This window comes from Parendozoicomonas verongulae (assembly GCF_009711465.1).
GTDB classification, from domain to species: domain Bacteria; phylum Pseudomonadota; class Gammaproteobacteria; order Pseudomonadales; family Endozoicomonadaceae; genus Sansalvadorimonas; species Sansalvadorimonas verongulae.
Map to the genome: position 1 here is coordinate 1,726 of NZ_SMME01000853.1, position 22,354 is coordinate 24,079.

General features: G+C 51.9%; 16 protein-coding genes. 8 read left to right on the forward strand and 8 right to left on the reverse strand.

Annotated elements, in window-relative coordinates; genetic code table 11:
* The 5 genes from E1189_RS23975 to E1189_RS15475 form a co-directional block, all read left to right on the forward strand.
* On the forward strand, nt 1–277 hold a 277-nt coding region (locus tag E1189_RS23975; RefSeq protein WP_196221466.1), incomplete at its 5' end, for a hypothetical protein.
* Nucleotides 278–713: 436 nt separating this feature from the next.
* The gene (locus E1189_RS15460; protein ID WP_155161233.1) at nt 714–2,132 is read left to right on the forward strand and encodes an SLC13 family permease; all 1,419 of its coding nucleotides are present in this window, start codon (nt 714–716) and stop codon (nt 2,130–2,132) included.
* A gap of 14 nt (nt 2,133–2,146) precedes the next feature.
* Nucleotides 2,147–3,490, forward strand: coding sequence for an ATP-binding protein (locus E1189_RS15465; RefSeq protein ID WP_155161234.1), 1,344 nt, complete (start codon nt 2,147–2,149; stop codon nt 3,488–3,490).
* Nucleotides 3,483–3,962 carry a response regulator gene (locus tag E1189_RS15470; protein ID WP_155161235.1) on the forward strand — a complete coding sequence of 160 codons (480 nt, stop codon included), beginning with the start codon at nt 3,483–3,485 and terminating at the stop codon, nt 3,960–3,962. Before E1189_RS15465 ends, E1189_RS15470 begins: the two co-directional genes overlap by 8 nt.
* A gap of 347 nt (nt 3,963–4,309) precedes the next feature.
* The gene (locus tag E1189_RS15475) at nt 4,310–4,516 is read left to right on the forward strand and encodes a cold-shock protein (protein ID WP_155161236.1); all 207 of its coding nucleotides are present in this window, start codon (nt 4,310–4,312) and stop codon (nt 4,514–4,516) included.
* A 164-nt stretch (nt 4,517–4,680) separates the two neighbouring features.
* On the opposite strand, the gene recD is transcribed toward E1189_RS15475, so the two are convergent.
* From recD to queC, 5 genes are all read right to left on the reverse strand, one after another.
* Nucleotides 4,681–6,513, reverse strand: a complete 1,833-nt coding sequence (gene recD, locus E1189_RS15480) for an exodeoxyribonuclease V subunit alpha (RefSeq protein ID WP_155161237.1) — start codon at nt 6,511–6,513, stop codon at nt 4,681–4,683.
* Entirely contained in the window at nt 6,507–10,169 is a 3,663-nt protein-coding gene (recB, locus tag E1189_RS15485; RefSeq protein WP_230460434.1) for an exodeoxyribonuclease V subunit beta, read from the reverse strand. Before recB ends, recD begins: the two co-directional genes overlap by 7 nt.
* Complete coding sequence (gene recC / locus E1189_RS15490) at nt 10,166–13,501, reverse strand: exodeoxyribonuclease V subunit gamma (RefSeq protein ID WP_155161238.1); 3,336 nt, start codon at nt 13,499–13,501, stop codon at nt 10,166–10,168. Before recC ends, recB begins: the two co-directional genes overlap by 4 nt.
* Nucleotides 13,502–13,586: 85 nt before the next feature.
* Nucleotides 13,587–14,252 carry a 7-carboxy-7-deazaguanine synthase gene (queE, locus tag E1189_RS15495; RefSeq protein WP_155161239.1) on the reverse strand — a complete coding sequence of 222 codons (666 nt, stop codon included), beginning with the start codon at nt 14,250–14,252 and terminating at the stop codon, nt 13,587–13,589.
* The gene (gene queC / locus E1189_RS15500; protein ID WP_155161240.1) at nt 14,252–14,932 is read right to left on the reverse strand and encodes a 7-cyano-7-deazaguanine synthase QueC; all 681 of its coding nucleotides are present in this window, start codon (nt 14,930–14,932) and stop codon (nt 14,252–14,254) included. The genes queE and queC overlap by 1 nt, the downstream gene beginning before the upstream one ends.
* Nucleotides 14,933–15,098: 166 nt before the next feature.
* On the opposite strand from queC, the gene E1189_RS15505 reads away from it, so the two are divergent.
* Nucleotides 15,099–17,411, forward strand: coding sequence for an ATP-dependent helicase (locus E1189_RS15505; protein ID WP_329602064.1), 2,313 nt, complete (start codon nt 15,099–15,101; stop codon nt 17,409–17,411).
* On the opposite strand, the gene E1189_RS15510 is transcribed toward E1189_RS15505, so the two are convergent.
* Complete coding sequence (locus E1189_RS15510; RefSeq protein WP_155161242.1) at nt 17,377–18,141, reverse strand: hypothetical protein; 765 nt, start codon at nt 18,139–18,141, stop codon at nt 17,377–17,379. The genes E1189_RS15505 and E1189_RS15510 overlap by 35 nt on opposite strands.
* Nucleotides 18,142–18,186: 45 nt before the next feature.
* Complete coding sequence (locus E1189_RS15515; RefSeq protein ID WP_155161243.1) at nt 18,187–19,167, reverse strand: GlxA family transcriptional regulator; 981 nt, start codon at nt 19,165–19,167, stop codon at nt 18,187–18,189.
* A 135-nt stretch (nt 19,168–19,302) separates the two neighbouring features.
* Here E1189_RS15515 and E1189_RS15520 point away from each other — a divergent pair, with 135 nt between their 5' ends.
* A complete protein-coding gene (locus tag E1189_RS15520; RefSeq protein ID WP_155161244.1) occupies nt 19,303–21,153 on the forward strand; it encodes a beta-ketoacyl synthase in 1,851 nt (616 codons plus the stop codon).
* Nucleotides 21,154–21,229: 76 nt separating this feature from the next.
* Here the strand turns inward: E1189_RS15520 and E1189_RS15525 are convergent, their stop codons facing one another.
* The gene (locus tag E1189_RS15525) at nt 21,230–21,514 is read right to left on the reverse strand and encodes a hypothetical protein (protein WP_155161245.1); all 285 of its coding nucleotides are present in this window, start codon (nt 21,512–21,514) and stop codon (nt 21,230–21,232) included.
* Nucleotides 21,515–21,706: 192 nt separating this feature from the next.
* On the opposite strand from E1189_RS15525, the gene thrH reads away from it, so the two are divergent.
* Nucleotides 21,707–22,324, forward strand: coding sequence for a bifunctional phosphoserine phosphatase/homoserine phosphotransferase ThrH (gene thrH / locus E1189_RS15530; protein WP_155161246.1), 618 nt, complete (start codon nt 21,707–21,709; stop codon nt 22,322–22,324).
* The last annotated feature ends 30 nt before the right edge of the window (nt 22,325–22,354 follow it).

Here is a 22,354-nt window from a genome sequence, read left to right on the forward strand (position 1 = left end):
GGCTATTTTTACCGGGATTGAAGTTCTCTTTTTCTGGATGGGGGTTGCCACTTTGGCAACTGTTCAGGGGCTCATATGGATACGCTGGAAAAAACAAGCCAGCTGGCCTTCTCTCGCATTGATGACTGCGGGTATGGCAACCATCCTGTTCGCTGTTGCCTGGGCTGTCAGTGCGGTACTGGAAAAAGAGCCCCAGGCTGCGTCAATGAGTATGTTGGTAATTCTACTTCCTGGTCTTATTCTGACAACCCTGGGGGGGCGAATAGCTCTGAAGTAGGCACTTGTCATACCAACCGCGTGTTATGAACATGTCTGGTGTTTAGAGAGTGACAGCGTGGCGTATTTTGACAGTACAGGTAATAGAGTGGGAAATCATTCTTCTGGCTAAGTGCCTGCCAGCGTTCTATCACAACCATCTTCTAACAATAAGTACCCAGACTATGCGAAATCAATGGTCCGGGTACTTATGGTTAGAATTTTGTGTTTGCTGTGGCCAAAGCGTCGGGAGCGTGGCCCGCTACGTGACCAGAGTTGTGATGCAGCAAGGGCGGAAAATAGCAGTAGATATTCTATTACATCTTAAGTTTTATTGATCTGGTACGGGTATTCCGAAGCATAATCCCTTCATAATAATTCAACCAATATAAGTGCCACCCAAGAACGACTACGGCACGGTTAAAACACCCAATAAATTGCCATAGAGTAGTATTGCCATGCGCCCCCGCCTGAAGTACATCATCCCGTTGATGGTGCCTCTCTTGTTATTGCTGTTACCTCTTTCCGCCTTTCCCTTTGAAGGAATGACGGTTATCCAGCAGCGAGTAGTTGCGATTTTCTTTCTGGCAGCCCTGTGCTGGGTGTTTGAGCCGATCCCAATTTATGCAACATCTGTTGTAATTATTGTGTTGGAACTGTTGCTGGTGTCCGATAAGGGGATAGGAGTGCTGCGTCTGGAAGAGGGGCAGAGTCACTTCGGTGAACTGCTTGCTCACCATGAAATTATGGCAACGTTTGCCAGCCCTATTATCATGCTGTTTCTTGGGGGATTCTTCCTTGCCATGGCAGCTACGAAATATCGTCTGGATGTGAATCTGGCCCGTGTTTTACTGGCCCCCTTTGGCCAGGATCCAAAATACGTCATGCTCGGACTGATGCTGATTACTGCAGTGTTTTCCATGTTTATGTCCAATACTGCGACCACGGTTATGATGCTGTCGATTCTGGCCCCGGTGGTTGCTGTTTTGACCCCTGAGGATCCCGCACGGGTCGCTTTTGCGTTGTGCATTCCCGTGGCGGCTAATATTGGTGGTATTGGTACACCCATCGGCACTCCTCCCAATGCTATTGCCCTGAAGTATCTGGCGGAAGACAACATGATTACCTTCGGAGAGTGGATGGTATTTGCGGTGCCCTTTGTCATCGTGATGATGGTGGCTGCATGGCTGCTGATTAACACTCTGTTTCGGGCCAGACAGGATACGATCGACATCAATATTAAAAGCCACTTTCTGAAAACACCGAAGGCGATGGTTGTCTATATTACTTTTGCTGCAACCATTCTCCTGTGGCTGATGGGTTCTTCCCATGGTATGAACTCCTTTACAGTGGCACTGATTCCTGTAGCCATTTTCTCCATCACCGGCATTATCACCCGAGAGGATCTGAAGAAAATCTCCTGGGATGTGCTCTGGCTGGTATCCGGGGGTATCGCTCTGGGGCTGGCGCTGGATAAAACAGGGCTGGCACAGCTGGTGGTGCACAGCATTCCTTTTGGTGAGTTCTCCCCCTATGTGGTACTGACAGGGGCGGCCGCTTTGTGTCTGCTGATGGCGAACTTTATGTCCCATACGGCAACAGCCAACCTGCTGATGCCGATTATGGCCGCACTGGGTTCCTCTATGGCGTCACTTACCCCTCTTGGCGGAGAAGTTACACTGATTCTGGTGGTCACTTTTGCTGCTTCTCTGGGCATGTCCCTTCCAATCAGTACGCCTCCTAATGCACTGGCCCATGCAACCGGTCATATTCAAAGCCAGCAGATGGCAAAGGTGGGCAGCATCCTCGGTGTTGCTGGTACAATCCTGAGCTTTGTGATGGTCTGGGTGTTGAATATCACTGGGTTTCTTGGGTGATCAGGAGAGCAGGTATGGATGAAGAAAAACTCAAACCCCTTATAGATCGCTACTTCAGCACGCCCGAGCGACAGATGCTACTTGAGGCCGGAACGGTTCTGATTGAGCAGGGCGGTAACAATGAGCGGCTGTACTATGTCCGCTCAGGAAAGTTGGCGGGGTTTTATTCGGAAGCAGAGGAATCTGAAGAGGGCAGCGAGTCAACGCAGGTGCTCTCTGCCGGAACCGGGGAGTTTGTGGGAGTACACAGTTTCTTTTCCGGAACCTGGACGGCCTCTTCCACCGTTATTGCTCAGGTTGATTCGCAGCTGGCATGGATTGAACGGGCGGATACCGAAAGCCCTGATGATTACAGCGCCCTGACCGCTCAATTTATGCCGTTGATAGTGAATGAACTGTCTCAACGGCAAATTCGGGCGATGCGGGAATCCCTGGCCAAAGAGAAGGCTTTGCAGCAACTCTATACGGCAGAGCAGATGACAACCCTTGGCCAGCTTGCCGCCGGTATTGCCCATGAGCTGAATAATGCTACCGGTGTTGTGAGCAGCAAGGCGGTGCGGCTGGAAGCTGCCATCTCCAGTTTGATTAACCAGGCGAACCCGGAGCTGGCAACCTTCTTTGAAACCGGTCTTATCCAAGGGCAGGTCCTTACTTCCAGAGAGGTACGGGAACGGGGTAAAACCTTTGAGAAAACGTATAGACTGCCGAAAGATCAGGCCCGTGAACTGGCCCGGGCCATTCCCAGAGAAGGTCACATTGAGACGTGGATGAAACAGCATGATGTCGCTATCCGAGCCTGGCAGTTGGGGCGAGACCTGTATGACCTGAAGCTGGCCTCCCAGCATACCGTAGGGATTGTGAAATCTGTCAAACAACTTGGCCGCACAGAAATTTCCCACGATGAAGTGATCAATATTAACGACACTATTATGCAGGCCAAAGCCCTGCTGAAGAGTGATTTGCGAGGGGTTAGCGTACATTTTGAGCCGGGTACGCTTCCAGCTTTTACAGGCTCTCAAACTGAGCTGATGCAGATGTGGATCAACATCCTGAAAAATGCCTGCGATGCCCTGAAGAGTACCATCGCACCAGAGATCCATATACATACTCGCTACAGCAATGGCTGGTACTACGTGACCATCGGTAACAATGGCCCGGAGATCACGGAAGAGACCCGTCGTAAAATTTTTCAGCCGGACTTCACTACAAAAAAAACAGGGCTGTCTTTCGGGCTGGGTCTGGGGCTTTCCATTGTGAAGCGCATAGCCTCGAACTACAACGGCTCCGTCGCGGTAAAAAGTGACCGCGAAAAAACCATATTTCGCATTCGATTAGCTCCCTGGAACAGCAATGAATAAATTCAATGTAATTTGTGTAGATGACCAGCCAGAAGTGCTCAATGCCGTACAGCAGGATCTAAAACCTCTCAAGCAGTGGCTCAATATTGAGGAGTGTGAGAGTGCTGCGGAAGCCCTGGAGCTTATGGAAGAACTGGATGCCGAAGGGCAGATGGTGGCTGTAGTGATATCAGATCACGTTATGCCCGATAAAACAGGCGTAGAGCTGTTAGCTGAGATTGCCGCCGACCCCCGTTTTGAACACACACGCAGAGTACTGTTGACCGGTCAGGCCACCCATATCGATACCATCAATGCGATCAATCAGGCGGGTATACACCACTACTTTGATAAACCCTGGAACGTCGATAAGCTGGTAGGTTGCGTGCGTTCTCTGGTAACAAGTTATGTGTTTGATGCGGGGATGGACTACAGCGACTATCGGGAGTTTCTGGATGCCCAGATGATGCTACGACGCTTGAGAATATACTAGATACTCCTTTTGCTGGTATAGTTTCGCTGGAAAAGTAGTCAATTTCCTTAGTAGAGCTTCGATAAACAGAAAAAATGGTAATTTTTTTCTATTTTTTTGCGTTGTTGCGAGACTTTCATGAAAATTCGATTACTATACCCATGACCCTTTTGGGGGTCAGTACTTAAAAGTGGCGGCACGTTAAAAGTGTGTTTGATTTATGCAAAGATTTTGTGTTTCGGGTGTAGTAGCTCGTCCGGTTTTTCATAAATAACAGTTTCTCTTTTTCAAGGTGAAAAGAGAGACACTTCTAGCTCAACCGTCTTGCCTGCAAGGCACCATTATTTTTGAAAGAAAAGGATGACGTAATGTCTACTACTACCGGTACTGTAAAGTGGTTCAACGACGAGAAAGGTTTTGGCTTCATCGCTCAGGACAACGGCCCTGACGTGTTTGCTCACTTCCGTCAGATCAAGGGTGATGGCTTCCGTTCCCTGACCGAAGGTCAGCAGGTTCGCTTCACTGTAACTCAGGGCCAGAAAGGTCCTCAGGCTGAAGAAATTGAAGTGATCTGATCCCTTTCGGGAATAGAGCTTCAATCGTTCCGTGTTGCCATGGATCGATCAGGAGGCGGGATTTTTCCCGCCATCCTCCTAAACCTCCGGGCGAACAATCTCCCCGTTCATTTCTCACGCTTTTCCACGCTCATTTCTCCCCCACTATGACCGCCCCCCTATGTTTATAACAAACGATCCGCCAGCCCTGTCACCCGTTCAATAGGGTGATTCACGGCAGATACAAGAATGTCTGGCTTAGAGAACAGCACCAACGATTTCTTGGCGCGTGTAATGCCTGTATACAACAGCTCCCGCGTTAGCACCGGAGACACAGTATCCGGCAGAACCAGAGATACCCGCCGAAACTCTGAACCCTGACTCTTGTGTACCGTCATGGCAAAAACAGTCTCATGCTCAGGTAAGCGGCTGGGTAGCAGGTAGCGTACCTTGCCGTCCGGGGTTGGGAAAGCCACACGAAAACGCCCATCTTCCCGACGAAAGGTGATACCGATATCACCGTTATACAACTCAAGAGCCGGGTCATTACGGGTGATGAGCACGGGGCGCCCGTGATACCAGATACCCTCTTCGGGAATTAGCCCCTTCCTGGCGAGCGTTGAACGAATCGTGTTATTCAGGCCGGCTACTCCCCACTTTCCTTCCCGAAGAGCACAAAGTGTCTGGAACTGATCAAACATGTCCAAAACGTCTTCAGCAGGCTTATCATCCTGCATGGCTTCCAGATAGGGGCGGTATCCATCCACCGCTGTTTGCAGCAGTTGTTTTTGAATATCTTCACTGTAAGCCAACTCCAGATCATCCAGCTTGGCCTGACACACCGCTTCAACCTGAGGAAGGTCACCGTTGTTGACGGCTCTGGCCAGCTGACCAATACCAGAGTTAGCATCAAAACGATAACTTTTGCGAAGCAGGCACAGGCTGTCCCGAATCGCAGGCCCCTGACCGGAGACAAAAGTCATCAGGTTGGCTCCGGTCAGCTGCTGCAAATGTTTTATCTGCTGGTGAGAGTATCCGCTGTTGATGTTGGCGCAGATATCCCCTAACACACTGCCGGCTTCCACAGAAGCCAGCTGATCCCTGTCTCCCAGGAAAATCAGGCGAGCTGTTTCTGGCAGGGCGTCCAGCAAGCGCGCCATGAGCGACGCATCAATCATAGAAGCCTCATCCACCACCAGAACATCCAGGTGCAGAGGATTATCCCGATTATGACGGAACTCGGTACGGCCGGGAATCACGCCCAGCAACCGGTGTAGAGTTGTGGCCTGATCGGTGATGGCATAGCGCACCTCTTTACTGCAGTTGAGCTTCCAGCGGGCAGTACCGATGGATTCAGTCAACCGTGCTGCGGCCTTACCTGTGGGGGCAGTCAGGCGAATGACGGGAGGGCGATCCGGGTTTTCCTCCAGAGCCTGTTCCACAAGCAGGGCCAGTAAACGGGTAACCGTCGTGGTTTTACCAGTGCCGGGGCCACCGCTGATAACAGAGACTCTGCGGCTCGCAGCGACAGCGGCTGCAACCTTTTGCCAGTTAATCTCGCCATCATCCTGCTCAGGAAAAAGGCGATTAAGAATCGCTGCCGTGTTCTCAGCATTGGAGGGGGTATAAGGTGTGTGGCTACTGTTGTTCAGCCGGTGGGCAATCGCCATTTCGTACTGCCAGTAGCGCATCAGATATAAACGACCATTATCCAGCACAAGGGGAGTCGCCTGTTTACCGTCGCCTATAGCACTTTCATCCTGAAGAATCCTGGCCCACTGATTAGGCGGTGGGCATCTCTTAATGGCATCCAGGTAACGATTCGCTCCAAGAGTATGGAACAGGTCGGTTTTTCCCAGATGCAGACAGGTATGACCATTACCCAGCTCCCGACTGGTTAATGCCGCAGCGAGAAGCACAACCGGATTGCTGCTTTGCTCCGCCAGAAGGCGAGCAAAATGATAATCCAGAGGCCGGATAATGTTTATTTCTGCGAGGTGTTTGAGAGTATTTAGCATGGTGCTGCTTCCTCGCCTGCTTTCTTACCATCAAAAAGCTGATCCAGGTTTTCTATCAAGTTTTTGTTCGGTTTGTGGTGATAGATGCCAGTGGACTCCTCAGAGTCTGGGGATTCTGGAATACCCCGGAGAAAAACATAAATGGCACCACCAATATGAGTGTCATAGTCATAATCCGGCAGGCGGTTTTTCAGCAGACGATGTAAGGCGAGGGTATAAATCAGATATTGGAGGTCATAGCGGTGATCAATCATCGCATCCGCCATGGCTTCGCGGGTGTAGGCAGCAGCACAATCCCCCAGCCAGTTGGATTTCCAGTCCAGCACATACCATTTACCATTGTGCTGGAAGGTCAAATCAATAAAGCCTTTCAGCAATCCTTGAACGCGCTGGAAGGTCAGGTCACCCGCGCGGCTGGCCAGTGGGTCGGTAGACGACTGCAGCAGCTGGTTTAACCGGCTGGCATACAGTATTCCCAGAGAGAGATTGAACTCCAGTTCCGCCTTATAACTTCCAGCCTGCAAATCCGCCAGACGGAAGCTACTGCCGTCATGGGAGATAGGCGCATTCAGAGTGCTGTTGACCATACTCTGCAGAACCGGCAGCCACTCTTCCTCCAGACCATTGAGCAACAGCTGTTCGCGGATCATGGCTTCGACTTCCTCCGGCACAGGATTTTCAAAAGCTATACGCTCAAAAATCTCATGGAGGAAAGTACCGGGCCGTGCACCACGGGGGAAATCAAACAGTGACGTATAGGGTGCCCGTTCAACGTCGTCCACTGTTTTCTGTTGAGCTTGTCCCTGTACCTCCAGATCAAAGCCCGGTTGTTCATGACTGGCATCCGGTGTGGATTTGGCGGCATGTTGCGCATTGCGGGAGAGGGCGGAGTAGCTGGTCATCCACCAGTCCCGGGGTATGGAGCCAGTAAACGTCTGGGTAGCCAGTTCGGGCTTCTCAGCTTCTGGTGATGAGTAGGGTGCATCACAGGATTCTGGCAGTGGTGTGATTGTGATTGATGGGCAGTTGTCTTCCAGTGTTTTCAGAGCCTCGGTGAGGTCATTGGCGGTTATGACATCACCATTGGTGAGCAAATGTCCCAAAGCTGTTTTATTCAGGTCAGTGTCTGTGGTTTTGGCGCCAGCACGGAGTTTGACTGGCGCAACGCCGAGATAGCACACATGTTCCGAACGGGTCAGGGCCACGTAGAGGAGGCGAAGGTCTTCCGCCAACCGTTCTTTATCCGCTTTTTCTATCGCTTCTGGCTGGGCGCTGAGGTCAGCAATCAGCTGTTGGTTGTCGTCGTGGTAAATCCCCTGCTCCTGAGGCCGCCAGGTGCAGACAAAAGGCAGGAAGACCAGCCCGTATTCCAGACCTTTGGATTTATGAATGGTGACGACACGCACCAGATGCTGTTCACTTTCCAGATGAAGCTGCTGGTCCTTGGCATTCTGATCAGGGCTGCCCATGCGCTCCTGCAGCCAGCGCAGCAGGGCGTGGGGCGTGTCCTTCTCACGTGCGGCCGTGGCTAACAGCTCCCCAATGTGAAGGAGATCGGTCAGGCGGCGTTCGCCGTTCACTTCAGCCAGCAGGTTTTCGGCCAGATTTCTGCGGGTGATCAGGGTGCGTATCATGGGGAGAACGCCGCGACGCATCCAGAGCTCGTGGTATTCAGTAAACTCCTCAACGGCATCTTCCCAGCACTGTTCATCGTTGTTGAGTTCATCCAACTGTTCCGCCTGCAGTGCCAGAAGTGGGGTGGCCATCGCTGCACGGAGATAACGTTCGTTGGAAGGCTCAAGGCAGGCAGCCAGCAGACGGCTGAGGTCCAGTGCTTCCGGCGAATCAAACACCGAACTGCGATCACTCAAATACACACTGGCAATATTCTGTTCTGCCAGTGCCTTGCGCACTTTGTCGGCCTGAGTACCGGTGCGCACCAGAATGGCAATATCTCTTGGGCTCAGAGGCTGTTGACCACTTTTGCGTACGGTATGGCAACGCCCATGCTTGGACAGTGTGAGCAGGCGGTTAATCTCATTAGCCGTAGCCTGCGCCATTTCGCTTTCGTAGTCTCCTTTGCCTACGGCATTTTCACCATTATTCTGATGCCACACCTGCAGGGCCGGCTGGGGGAGATCGTCAATAAACAGGCCATAGCTGTCAGAGCCCGGCGAGAAGTCCACGGGCTGAAAAGGAATATCACTGTCGTAAATAAACGGTGACCTGGCCTGTTCGAAGATATGGTTGGTGGCCTGGATCATGGAGGCCGCTGAACGCCAATTTTTAGATAGGGTATAGCGGCTTTCCATCTGCCGCCGTGCCTGGATATAGGTAAAAATATCCGCGCCACGGAAGGCGTAAATGGCCTGCTTTGGGTCACCAATCAAAAACAGGCCCGTGTCGTCCTTTTTTTCGGGTTGATCAGACAAGGGATACAGATTGTTGAAGATGCGGTACTGCACCCCGTCGGTATCCTGAAACTCATCTATCAGTGCTACACGGAAAGTGGCGCGAATATGCTCGGCAAGATGTTCTCCACCTGAGCCTTCCAGAGCTTCATCGAGTTTGCTGAGAAGATCATCAAAGGACATCTTGCGTAGCTGGGCGCGGCGCTCAATCAAGCGGCTTCTGACATCATTTAACGCATCCCGCAACATCATGGAGCGGAAGGAGGATATCAGGTCGATGCCTTTGTCCTCTAAGGCTTGTATGCGACGGAAGACTTCCAGATCAGGGGCACTTTTGTTTTTGCCGCAGGCTTTCTCCAGTGCTTCAGGAGTGTAATGCTGCCAGTTCACCTCTTTCTGAAAGAAAGGTACCAGCGCAGCCCCCTGGGCGAAAGCGTGCATTTTGGCCAATCGGTTCCATGGCTTGCTGTTTTTTTTCAGAGCGTTCGCCAACTCGTGTTCGATAACATCCTGTTCATTAAGCCAGAGACGTTTAATTTCACAAACGTTATCAATAAATGGCTGTAACTCATTTAAAGACTTAGGAATATGTCGTTCGTCAATCTGTAATTCACTCTGACCAATCCACTGGTAAAGGTCACTTTCCAACGCGGCTGGTGTCATCCAGATATTACGGGTGAGTTCTGCCAGCTCCCGGCTCAGTGGATACATGGTGCGTCGCCAGAAGTCAGCCACAGTATCAGTCACCAGCTCCGACTGATCTTCCATCAAATCACTGGTAAACAGGGTGCCACTCTCAAAGGCATGCTGTTTGAGCATTCGCTGGCAGAAACCATGAATAGTGAAGATGGCTGCCTCATCCATTTGCCGTTCTGCGGCCAGCAGTTTTTCAGCCTGACGGGGATAATCATCCAGATCAGCCAGAAGCTCTTCCAGGTACGGGTCGTCACTCTCCCCTTTAAGAAAAGCCTGCCGGGCTCCATGGATCCTGCTCCGTACACGATCCCTCAGCTCTTCTGTGGCTGCTTCGGTAAAGGTTACTACCAGTATCTGATCCACATTGAGTGGCTCGGGGTGAGCCGTACCATCTGTACGACCATGACCAAGCAATAGGCGTAGGTAGAGTGCTGCAATTGTCCAGGTTTTGCCGGTACCGGCACTGGCCTCAATCAGTCTATGGCCATGCAGGGGCAGTGTCAGGGGATTGAGGTTAAACGCTTCGTTCATACTTTTATATTCGCTCAAGGCTGTTCCCCCTTCTCCAAATCCTGCAGATGGGTGAACAACGGCAACAGCAGGGTATTCGCCAAAGCAATCATTTCCGGGTAAATGCTTTCCAGATCAGGCCAGCAGCGTTGAATGTAAGGGTCAGCACTTTCTCCCGGGCCTCCAAAACCTGTGCCATAAAAAGCATCAGTGGCTTTACTCAGGGCTTTTTCCAGATCATTTTCGTTATCGGAAATTGTCACGCCATTGGCCACTTCATTCAGCCAGACCCAGGTGGTTTTGGGAAAGAAGGGCAGAGGGCGGGACAAACCATCCCGAAGCAAGCGTTCCATATCAGAGAGATAGGAGAGTGCCTGATCAGGCTCAACTGGATTAAGGCGGAACTGGGTATCGGCCGTCAGATAAAAGCTGGGAGCAGGTTTTCCAGCGGCACACAGGCACAGATGCTGAATCCACGCACTGAAGCGGTGTTTGTCACGCAGTTTCCCGGTGCGCCAGAATACCTGACCATGGTGGTGAATGCCGTCGAGCCAACCTGTCAGGCGACTGTCGTTCAAAAACAGGTTCACTTCCACGTCATCTTTGTGGTTTTTAAGCCAGGGCTCCACCAGCTGTGCAAGACTTGTGGCCTCTTTGCACAGCTCATCAATGGCTAACTCACCAAAGTTACCATGGGGGAGTACACCAGCCGCACGGGCATGGTGGCGGAACTCTGTTTCGCTGGCGCCTTCCAGATGTTTATGAACCAGTGAGTCTTTCAGTTGCCAGCCGGTTAAACCTCCCAAAGCAAAAGGCTCGCGGGTTTCGGCTGAATCGTCATCATCGTCAAAGAATACTTTTAAGCGTTGTTGACAAAACGCCTGACAGGGGTTGTTCCAGAAACTGAGCAGCTGAGCGAGGGGGAGCTCCAGATCATTGTTATCCGGTAACGGCAATGGCTCCAGCGGCTGCTCAAAAAATGGCTCCGGTACGCTCCCTGCTCCCTGTGCGGCAGGCAGCCATTCTCTGGCAAAACTGCGCAGGGGGTCGCTGGCCTTGAAATTATCGGCGCTAAAAGACTGCAGCGTGTGCTGGTAAGTGATGGCTTTGAGAAGTCGGTCGTCGTTTGTCTCCTCTTCGGCACCTTCCAGAACAAAACTCTCCCGAATCAGATTTTGCAGTTCCGTCACCAGCACCGATGGGAACTTGGGGTTATCATCCCGAATGTTGCGGCTGACATGGCTGATATAAAGCTGCTCTTGAGCCGACAGCAAGGCCTCAAGGAAAAGGTAGCGGTCATCTTCACGGCGGGAACGGTCGCCCCGGCGAGGGTGGCGGGCCATCAGGTCAAAACCCATGGGGGGCAGGCTGCGTGGGTAGGCACTGTCGTTCATTCCCAACAGGCACACCACCCTGAAGGGAATGGAGCGCATCGGCATCAGAGTACAGATATTCACCTGCCCGGCCAGAAAACGCTGGCTATTGCGGGTGTTGCCCAGATGCTCCTGTAACCAATCCACCATAACGGCACGGGGCAGAAGATCATTAAACTGAGCATCGCTGAGATGCTCGCGGAAGCTCTCCAGTACTTTACGAATGTTCTGCAGGGCCTGTTCGTCTTCTTCATCCGGCAGGAAGAAGCGTTCCAGCAGCTGGTTAAGGAACACTGTCCAGCCATCGGCATCGCGGGGCTCATCCAATTCTGTCAGCAGCCACTCGCAGCTTTCCACAAAGTCAGCCAGACAACCCGCCAGCTCCGCATTCATACCCTGTACAAGGTCTGTGGGTAGCACATCGTTATATAAACCCATGGCTTGGGGCATGGCGTAGCCCAGTAGCATACGACGCAGGCCAAACAGCCAGGTGTTCTCTTCACGGGAGGGTACATCGAACCTGGCCTGATGTGAGCCATTGAAGCCCCAGCGTATCCCGGCTTCTTCTACCCACAGGCTGAGAGTGGCTAAACCGTCAGCATCCAGTTTGTAGCGGGCTTGCAGCGCTTTCACTTCCAGCAGTTCAATCAGCTCGGGGCCACTGGCGCGGGATTGATCCAGTGTCAGCAGTCTGGTGAAGGCTCCTAATACCGGGTGCTCCTGACTGGCGCTGCGGTCCGACAGAGCAAAGGGAATGTAGCGCTCATCCACAGCGCTGCCGAAAACCGCCTGCAAAAATGGTGAGTAGCTGTCGATATCCGGCACCATCACAATCACATCCCGGGGAGTGAGAGTCGGGTCGTTGTTAAACAAGTGCAGCAAATGATCATGCAGGACTTCCACTTCCCGAAGCGGGCTGTGGCAACCGTGAAATGTGAGGGAGTTGTCCTCTGATTTTATCGGTGTAGCCAGCCCGGTACTGTCCTTTAGCTCCAGAATGTCCTGCTGAATATGGTGGAGTAGACTATCGGTAGGAATATCTTCAAAGGCATCTATCTCATTCACCGGTTGGTTACCGCTGGCCAGCTCCTGTAACTGGTACAGGTAATCACGGCCAAGCTTACCCATGGAGGCCAGCAGTGGATTGGCATCAGGGTCAAACTTCTCCTCAAAGGAATTGGGTTGTTCCGGCGTAATGCCTTCCCGAAAACGACTGACTTTGATTTTTGCAAGATAGCGGGCATCACGAATATCCCCCCAATAATAACGACAGGGGTTGGTTATCATAAGATGTACATCACACTGCTCGCCAATGGCACTCAGGGCTTCGACGTAACCTGGTGGCAGGGCTGAAATTCCAAATACAAACAAACGCTTGGGCAACCGGGCTGAAAAATCTTTTGCACGCAGTATCTCTGCAAAGCGAGTGTGCATATTGGCCCGGTGCCAATGGGGCTGGTTGAGCTGCTGAGTACGCTCCACCAATGCCCGCCAGAGAATGGGCTGCCACTCCTGGCCTTCTGTAATTTCGGGCAGATTGTTGCCTGCTTCCCATTCGGCAATCCACTCGGGGCGATACACAAGGTATTGGTCGTATATGTCTGCAATCTTTCCTGCCAGCTGGTAACGGCGCACACCGTCTTCGTCGTTCTCGGTGTAACGCTGCAGAGGAGCAAAATCCGGTACGTTCATTAATCCGGGAAGGAGACCCATTAGCTTCCAGGTCATGCTCTCTTTGGCAAAGGCGGAGCGGGGGGGGACATCATCCAGTACCTGGATAAACATATTCCACAAAAATGTGGCAGGCAGGGGGAAATCAATGCTGGCGGCTATGCCAAAGGCTTCGGCCATTTCCAGCTGCAGCCAGCGGGCCATACCCGGGCTCTGCACCAGAATCTGTTCGGCTTCCAGAGGGTTGGTCAGGGGATCGACGCTAATCAGTTTGATCAGCATCTCTTTCAGGTCGTTCAGACTATTGGAATGGTAAAGGGTGAGCAACGGATTCTCCGCTATCCGATAAAAGGAGATGCTCACCCATTGTCAGCAATAGCTAGCGTTGTGACAAGTTAAATGGTCCGTACTTCTATGGGATATTGATAATCTTGTGAGTTTGCAGGTTGAGCCGCCACTTTGGATGTTTTAGGCAGTAGTCGATAACCTCACGGGTTAAGCTGTCCCGATACAGAAGATCATTGGCCTGTCTATGGGGGTCGGCCATGGGGCTGAGGTAGAAGTGGCTGGCCTTGATAGACTCAAAACGCTCGGGCATTGCGTCAGGCTGAGGGTATACCAGCTTGAGTTCATCGCACTCTGTGATCACAATCTCTGCTGTCCCCTTCGGGCTGACTACAGACCAGTCAATCCCTTCTGGAATAGGCTGAGTGCCGTTGGTTTCAATGGCAATTTCAAAACCGGCATCATGCAGAGCAACAATGGCATCCTTATCCAGCTGCAATAATGGTTCGCCACCTGTGCAGACGACCAGGGGAGTGCAGTGTTCGTTTTGATAATCGGAAGGCCATTTTTCTAAAATGGCCTCGGCCAATGCCTGTGCGGTTTTAAACTTGCCGCCGCCTTCGCCATCGGTGCCACGAAAGTCGGTGTCACAGAAGTTGCAGACAGAGGCTGCACGATCCCGCTCCAAACCGCTCCACAGATTGCAGCCGCTGAATCGGCAGAACACCGCAGGACGGCCGACATTCGCACCTTCACCCTGCAGGGTGTAGAACATTTCTTTAACGCTGTACATCAGGCTGGCTGCTTTTCATAGGCAAGAGGGTCTATGGCGTTATTCAGCTGGAATGCTTCCAGGCGCTCTTTACAGGAGCCGCATTTGCCACAGGCTTTTTCACGGCCGTTGTAGCAGGTCCAGGATTGACCGTAATCCAGCCCCATGGACAGACCATCCTTAAGGATTTCAATCTTACTTGCGTAGAGGTAGGGGGCTTCTACAGTAACGGGTTGCCAGTCACAGATTCTGGTGACTTCGTTAACGGCTTCTACAAACTCAGGGCGACAATCCGGGTAGATGGTGTGATCACCAGAGTGAGCGCCATAAAACACCTTGCCTGCACCGATAGACAGGGCGTAGCCGGTAGCCAGAGACAGCAGGATCATATTGCGGTTTGGCACCACCGTGGCTTTCATGCTGTCTTCTTCGTAATGGCCTTCGGGCACTTCGATGTCATCGGAAGTCAGTGCGGAACCACCCACCAGATCATTAATGGCGGTTATGTCTACAACCTTATGGGGAATACCCAGCTCATTACACACGTTCGCTGCATACTCCAGTTCTTTGCTATGGCGCTGACCATAGTTGAAAGACAGGGCATAAAGCTCATAACCCTTTTCGTGGGCTTTGTGAAGAACGGTGAAGGAGTCCATGCCACCGGAGTAGATGACAACAGCTTTTTTGGATTCAACAGTCATGAGCCATAGCGCCTGATCGGGGGGGATTCTGAAATAACCGATGGATGGTATAAGAGAAAACAAGGGTTCTCAATGGCCTGTTTGTATCCTCTACCGGATTGTCAATAACTGCCAGTGTCGTTAGTCTAAGGGCTGTTTGGGTTTTCGCGTGTAAGCAGTTGATTGAGTGGACATTTCTTTGGATAAGCACTGGACCGGGGAGCAACAGGCCGTCATTGGACACCATGGCAGCCATGCTATTGTGACGGCCGTGGCTGGCAGTGGTAAAACCAGTACGTTGGTGGCCCATGTTCTCAGGCAGCTGGAGCGTGGGCAAGATCCCGGTCGCATGCTGGTACTGATGTTTAACCGCAGCGCCCGTGAAGATTTTCAGCGCAAGCTGGCGCGCAGTGCACATCTCGATCTGGCTATGCCGGATATTCGCACCTATCACTCTATGGGGCTGAGGCTTTACCAATACTTTGCTAAAGACGGACTCTTGCCTCGCTGGCAGGGTGATCCTTTATCCTCTGCGCGTATGGATTTTGAGTGTTGGAAAATCCTCCAGCGTATTGCTCCGGCGAGCATGATGGACGCCCTTAAAAATAATAAAAGTACGTGGATCAGTGAGTTAACCGGGTTTATTGATCTGGTGAAGAGCACAACCCGCGCGCCTGAGCTGGTATTTGAGGAATATGAGTACGATTCCCGCAAAAAGCTTTTGTTGCAGGGATATCACGCCTTTGAAGAGTGGCGTTTGAATACGGCCTCCATTACCTATGCAGACATGCTGTATCAGCCGGTTATGCTGATGCTGCGTCAGCCGGAACTTGTGCAGCGCATTACCAATAAGATGGATCTGATGCTGGTGGACGAATACCAGGACACCAACGAAGTGCAGCATACTTTGCTGCAAATGATTGCCGGGCGTCGTGCACAAGTGATGGTCGTAGGAGATCCGGATCAGACGATTTATGAGTTTCGCGGTGCACGGCCAGAATATATCCTGAAAACTTTCGCAGACGATTTCCCCAATCCTGTTCATTACTCTCTGAGCTACACCTTCCGTTATGGTCACCGATTGGCACTGGTGGCGGACCACCTGATTACCAAAAACAGCGGTCGGGGGAATACGCTCTGTATTGCCCATACCTCAACGCCGGATACCCGGGTTGAACGCATTGAGAAAAACGATCATGCCCGCTGGCTGGCAGAGCATGTCACAGCTTTGAATGCTGGTGGACGTTCGTTGTCTGATATCACTGTGCTGGTGCGGTTATGGAGTCAGGCGGTCACCTTGGAGCTGGCACTGCTTGAGACCGGTATCCCTTTCATCAGCGAAGCGGAAAAAGGAGCGTTCGACCGACAGGAAATTCAGTTCCTGATCTCTTTGCTGGAACTCGCAGCCGGGCGTTTTCAGATGATGACTTCGGAAGTGCGCTATCAGCGTTTCTGGCAGCTGTTGCGATTTCCCCACGTGGGCATTCGGGATGACTGGCTGAAAACATTCTGCCGTGCGCTGAGCGATCGGGCGGGAGATTACGGTCGTTGGGTGATGAAACAGGCGGAAGGGTATCTGCCCGATGTGAGCAACTACCAGAAAAACCGTTTGCTGGAACGCGGTCGGCTGTGGCTGCGCATAGAGCAGGGCGGTGTTGCTGCGGCCAAACTGCTGAATCGCTACCTTATTGATTCAGAGCTGAAAAACTGGATTATTGAATCTGCTTTGGATCGTGATCGGGCAGAAGAACAGATACTCGCCATAGACAGCTTTGTTCGTTACCTTGCATCCAGCAAACGGGATGCTGTATCTGCCTGTGAGTTCTTCGATGAACTCAAGAAAAAGCGGGAAGAAGGTGCAAATGCCAAGAACAACAAGAAAACAAAACGCAGCCGTGAAAACGCATTGCTGCTCACCAGTATGCACAAAGCCAAAGGGCTGGAATGGCCGGTGGTGATTCTGCCGGGGTTGCTGGATAAACAACTGCCCTGTGCCGTAGGCGATGAGCCCTTGGGGGAAAGTGGCATCGAGGGAGAGCGCCGTTTGTTCTATGTCGCCATGACCCGCGCCAGAGATGAACTGTATCTTGTGACAGCGCCTGACCCTCACCAAAGTCGCCCAACGCAATCGGCGGATCGCATGCCCAGTCGCTTTATAGGTGAGCTGCGGGATAAGCTCTCCTGTCAGGTGGGCCGGTTTCTCCACGAAAGTAGCAGCAGTGATAATAAGGAGGCGGAAATACCTTTGGATTTTCCCCGCTCCGATATTGTGGAAGCCTATGTGAAAACGGTACGCCCCGAAGTCACGTTAACCTGGAGTGACAAAGCGGCTGCAATTCATAGCGAGCTTTCTTTACCTTGGCAGAAATCCCAGGTTAATCACTCTATCTTCGGACAGGGCAAGGTACTCTCGGAAACCGGGACAGATTTCAAAGTGCGCTTTGATGATGGCAGTGAGTATGATTTCAGTAAGAAAAGTGCCCATTTGTATTTTGTCTAAGTACCACATTGAGTGCACGGGCGTACTGTCTGCGCAGGGAGTGAATCTGCAGTTTCAATTGCATGTAGGTAAAGTGTTTCTTGTAGCGCATGACACCCACAGCAAAAATGGCTGTTACAACCCCGGCAGCCATGGCCAATGTTGTAGCCCGGTAGGGATTCAGAATATCGGGAACACCGGACTTCCCGATCAGTGTGTGGTCGAGTATTCCCAGCCCTGTTGCAACGAGAGTGGTCAACAGTTGCGTACTGATAATATTGGGGAATTCATGACTTTGCATGGCAGGCCAGACACCATAGCGTGACACTATGGCAAGCAGGGAGCCGTAAACACTGGCTGGGAGGATGTAGCGCAGCATGACCGCCAACCCCTCGCGGATATACGTGCCTGAGACATAGCTGTCGATAGGGTTGCAGGTTGTGATCAAAGGTTTTGCTGTGTAAAAGTAACGGGCGATTCCCTGACTGATAAGACCTGTTGCCATCACAGTAAGAGCGGAATAGGTGGCCAATGCAATGGTGTGGGTCACTTCCCCCTGACTTTCCAGAGCGGCTATCTCATCAGCAACGCTTTCAATTTCGCTCAGTATCGCCTGTGGGGTGATCAGGTGACTGTTGATGTCGTCCAGATATCCGCGGGGTGCGTCTGCTGCTGCCCCCAAAGCCGCAAATAGCAAAAGAGTGTGTACGATCTGCTGCCAGATCCGGGAAGATGTTATTCGAGGCCCCATACGTGTGTCTGCCGTAACCCTGTGAAACGAAGCGGGGCAGTATAGTCAAGGCTTGAACAGCTTGCCCCGCACACTGGCTCGATATTGCCCCGGCGTTATTTCCATATGTTTCCGGAACACACGATTAAAGTAACCGGCATCACTGAAACCACACCGCAGGGCAATATCACCAATGTCCAGATTGGTGCTGTTCAGTAGATCACGGGCTGTTTCTATACGCAGGCGAATGAGCCATTGAGTCGGTGTCATGCCTGTTGCGTCCAGAAAACGGCGATTCAGAGTGCGTTGGCTCATGGTGAACAACCTGGCTACATTCTCCATAGAAATCACGTCCTGCTGATGCTCATGAAGCCACTGCTGCACCAGTACAATGGTCTCATCCGGGTGCGGGGCACTGGACTCAAAGGAATAAAACAGGTCGCTGTAGCGGCGGCGGATTTCCGGTGAAAACTGTTGCTCCACCCGGGCGGAGATACTTTGTCCGAACAGAGATTCGATCAGGTGTATAGTCAGGTCTGCAATCGAATTCACGCTTCCTGCACAAAACAACCTGCCCGACTGGGTGATCAGGTGGTTCTGTTTTAATAACAGATCCGGAAACATCTTATGCAACAGGTTGAGATAGAACCAGTGGGTGGTGGCTGGCTTGCCATCCAAAAGCCCGGTCTGAGCCAATAGAAACACTCCCGTACCCGTGGCACATAGACGTGCCCCTCCTTCATGCTGCTGCTTTAACCACTCGCAGATATGTGGCCATTGATCAGCTAGAGGTTTGGGGTTTCGCCAGAAAGAGGGAACGAAAATAATATCCGCCTGGGGTAAATCATCATAAGCCTGATCGGGAATCAGAGTCAGTCCACCGGTTGTGATGACCGGAGCCGTTTTCTCGCCTACGATAATCAGCCTGGGAATCGCACTTCTCTGGCGACTTGCCCGGTGCATATGGCGAGCAGCGTTCAGCATCTCCAGAGGCAGTGTAAGGCTGGTGGCAATCATGCCATTGAGGGCCAGCAGGTAGACAGACAAGTCACGCTCCTAAATAAAACAAGGTTACATATGGCTAATTAGTATCATTAGATGGCCGAAAAGTTCAATCACTTGGAAATAATGGGGAATAAACTTCTGTCATCATTTTGAAATTTATTCAGGTCGAGGTTGCGCATGTCCCGACTCTCTACACGTTTACCCCTGATCGTTGCTCAGGGTGGCATCGGCCCGGCTGGCCGTACGTCCGGCTTTCACGCCTATCGCCGGCTGGTTATGGATAAAATGGACACGGCTGATGCCATGGCCACCCTGAACAGCTTGTCTCGCCTCACAGGAATTAAGGCAGATGACCGCGATGGTCTGCTGAATGCCACGCTGGTACGCAAGCTGGATGGCACCCTGTTTGATGCTGATGCTGTGCTGCGCCATAAGGCTTTGAACACCAAGGGTGCCAGCGAAATGCTGCTGTCTCGCAAACAGCTGCCAATCCCTGTTCCCGCCTCCTGGCAGGTGACCGATACGCAAGACAAGGCACTGGTTAAGGTCACTATCCCGGAAGGACAGCCCATGCTGATCCCGGAAACGTTTGCTCTGCCTGTTCATGCAGCGGGTCAGTTGCCCACCGGTTTTCGCCCCGAGAAGCTTTATGCGTCCCGTAACCATCCCCGAGGGTTGGCAATGACGGTTTACGGTGCATCTGATGCTGTCAGCTCCATGGGCGTTGACTGGGATGTGCTGGATAAACTGGTCTCACCTGAGCAGGTGTCTGTGTACGCGGGCAGCAGCATGAGTCAGCTTGATCAGAACGGCAATGGCGGTTTGCTACAGGCACGACTGAAGGGCAAACGTGTAACGTCTAAACAGTTGCCTCTGGGCTTTGCGGAAATGCCTGCTGATTTTGTGAATGCCTATATTCTCGGCAGTCTGGGTTCCACCGGTACCAGCATGGGGGCCTGCGCCACGTTCCTTTATAACCTGCGCCATGCTGTGGATGATATCCAGAGTGGTCGCACTCGCGTGGCTCTGGTGGGCAACAGTGAAGCACCTATCACACCCGAAGTGATTGAAGGTTACGCGACAATGGGAGCCTTGGCTTCAGACAAGGCCTTGCGTGCTCTGGAAGGGCTGGCGGAATCTGCAGAGCCCGATTACCGCAAGGCTTGCCGTCCATTTGGTGAAAACTGCGGATTTACCCTGGCGGAGTCTGCCCAGTTCTTTGTGCTGATGGATGATGAACTGGCGCTTGAAGTGGGGGCTGAGATTCTGGGTTCTGTTGCTGGTGTGTTTGTGAATGCTGATGGCCCCAAGAAATCTATCTCCGGTCCCGGTGCCGGTAACTACCTGACTGTTGCCCGTGCTGCAGCCCTTGGCCGCAATATTCTGGGTGATGAATCTCTCCAGCGTCGTTCCTTTGTTCAGGCTCACGGTACAGGTACCGCCCAGAATCGTGTGACGGAATCGGCCATTCTCGATGATGTGGCTGCAGCCTTTAGCATTGAAAACTGGACAGTGAGTGCGGTGAAGAGTTACGTGGGCCACTCTCTGGCAACGGCTGCAGCAGATCAGATGATGTCCACCCTCGGTGCCTGGCGTCACGGTGTTATTCCGGGTATCCAGACCATCGGCGGCGTGCTGGCAGATGATATTCATAATCAGAACCTGAACCTGCTGACGGATCACTTGGAAACCGGTGTCAACGGTATGGATATGGCGCTGCTGAATGCCAAAGGCTTTGGCGGTAACAATGCCACGGCGACGGTGATTGCACCCCATAAAACTCAGGACATGCTGGAACGTCGTTATGGCAAAGAAGCCATGGCATTATGGGCCGCACGCAATGAGCGGGTATCTGCCAGGCAGGCAGAAGCTGAGAGCCTGAAACAGACTGGTGAAGATTCTCCGATCTATAACTTTGGGGAAGGGGTGATTACCCCGGAAGAGGTTTCTGTTTCCCGTGAGAAGGTTGTTTTGCAGGGGCGTGAGGTGCAATTGCCTACAGAAAACCCTTTTAGCGATTATTGCTGATAAAATAACCTGTCGTGTCCCGCGCCGATGGATTTTCTTGTCCTGCGGCGCTCGTCGACTCTCCAGGGTTGCATACTCAGGCTTCTAAAACTTCTTTAACCAGCTTGAAGTAAATAGTAAACACTTCAGGCGTTTGTCCTTCCCGCTCCACCACAAAAAACGGCGCTTTGTCGACTCCCAGTAAGCTGGAGAGTTGCATGCCTTCACTGCCTGGATCATCTTCCCGGGCTTCTACGATACGGCTGATGCTGTTGATATGGCCGGAGCTTTCCAGTTTTTCCATCACCTGCACGCATTTCTGACAAGGGCTGCCGTCCATCATGATTTTTTTGACCATGGTGATTTTTGCGGGCGATAACATGGTGATACCTGTATTCGTTATTGTTGATCTGCTCTATTGGCAAAGTGTACCAATGGCTCGACAGTGCAGGATAATAATAAAGAAGCATAAAAATATAACCTTGAATCAGGCTTGGGGGGACGTTAGAGTTCAGTCGTATAAATACCTGTAATATCGGACATAATAAAAAGTACGTTAAGCTGGGGAGTGGCTATGGAGATTGCATGTCTTGATCTGGAAGGGGTTCTGATACCAGAAATCTGGATTCGCTTCGCCGAACAAACCGGCATTGAAGAGCTGAAAGCCACTACGCGAGATATCCCTGATTATGACGAGCTGATGAAAATGCGGCTCTCTATTCTGGAAAAGCATGGTCTTGGGATTCGTGAGATTCAGGCCGTGATTGCAGAAATGGCTCCCATGCCCGGAGCGCGTTCCTTTATTGACTGGCTCCGTGAGCATTTTCAGGTGGTGATTCTTTCCGATACCTTTTATGAATTTGCCCAGCCATTCATGCGTCAGCTGGGTTTCCCAACGCTGCTCTGCCATAAACTGACGGTTGCTGAGAGTGGTCATGTTGAGGATTATAAAATTCGTCAGCCGGACCCTAAACGTTGCTCAGTGCAGGCATTCCATAGCTTGAACTATCGGGTGCTTGCAGCAGGGGATTCTTACAATGATACGTCTATGCTTTCCGAGGCCGAAGCTGGGATTTTATTTAAGGCACCAGATAATGTGATTGCTGAGTTTCCCCAGTTTCCGGCAGTGGATACTTATGAGGCGTTGAAGATGGAGTTTTGCAAGGCCAGTGAACGGGATTTGAATCCTTAACCCACTGTCTACCATTCATGTGTTGGGTTG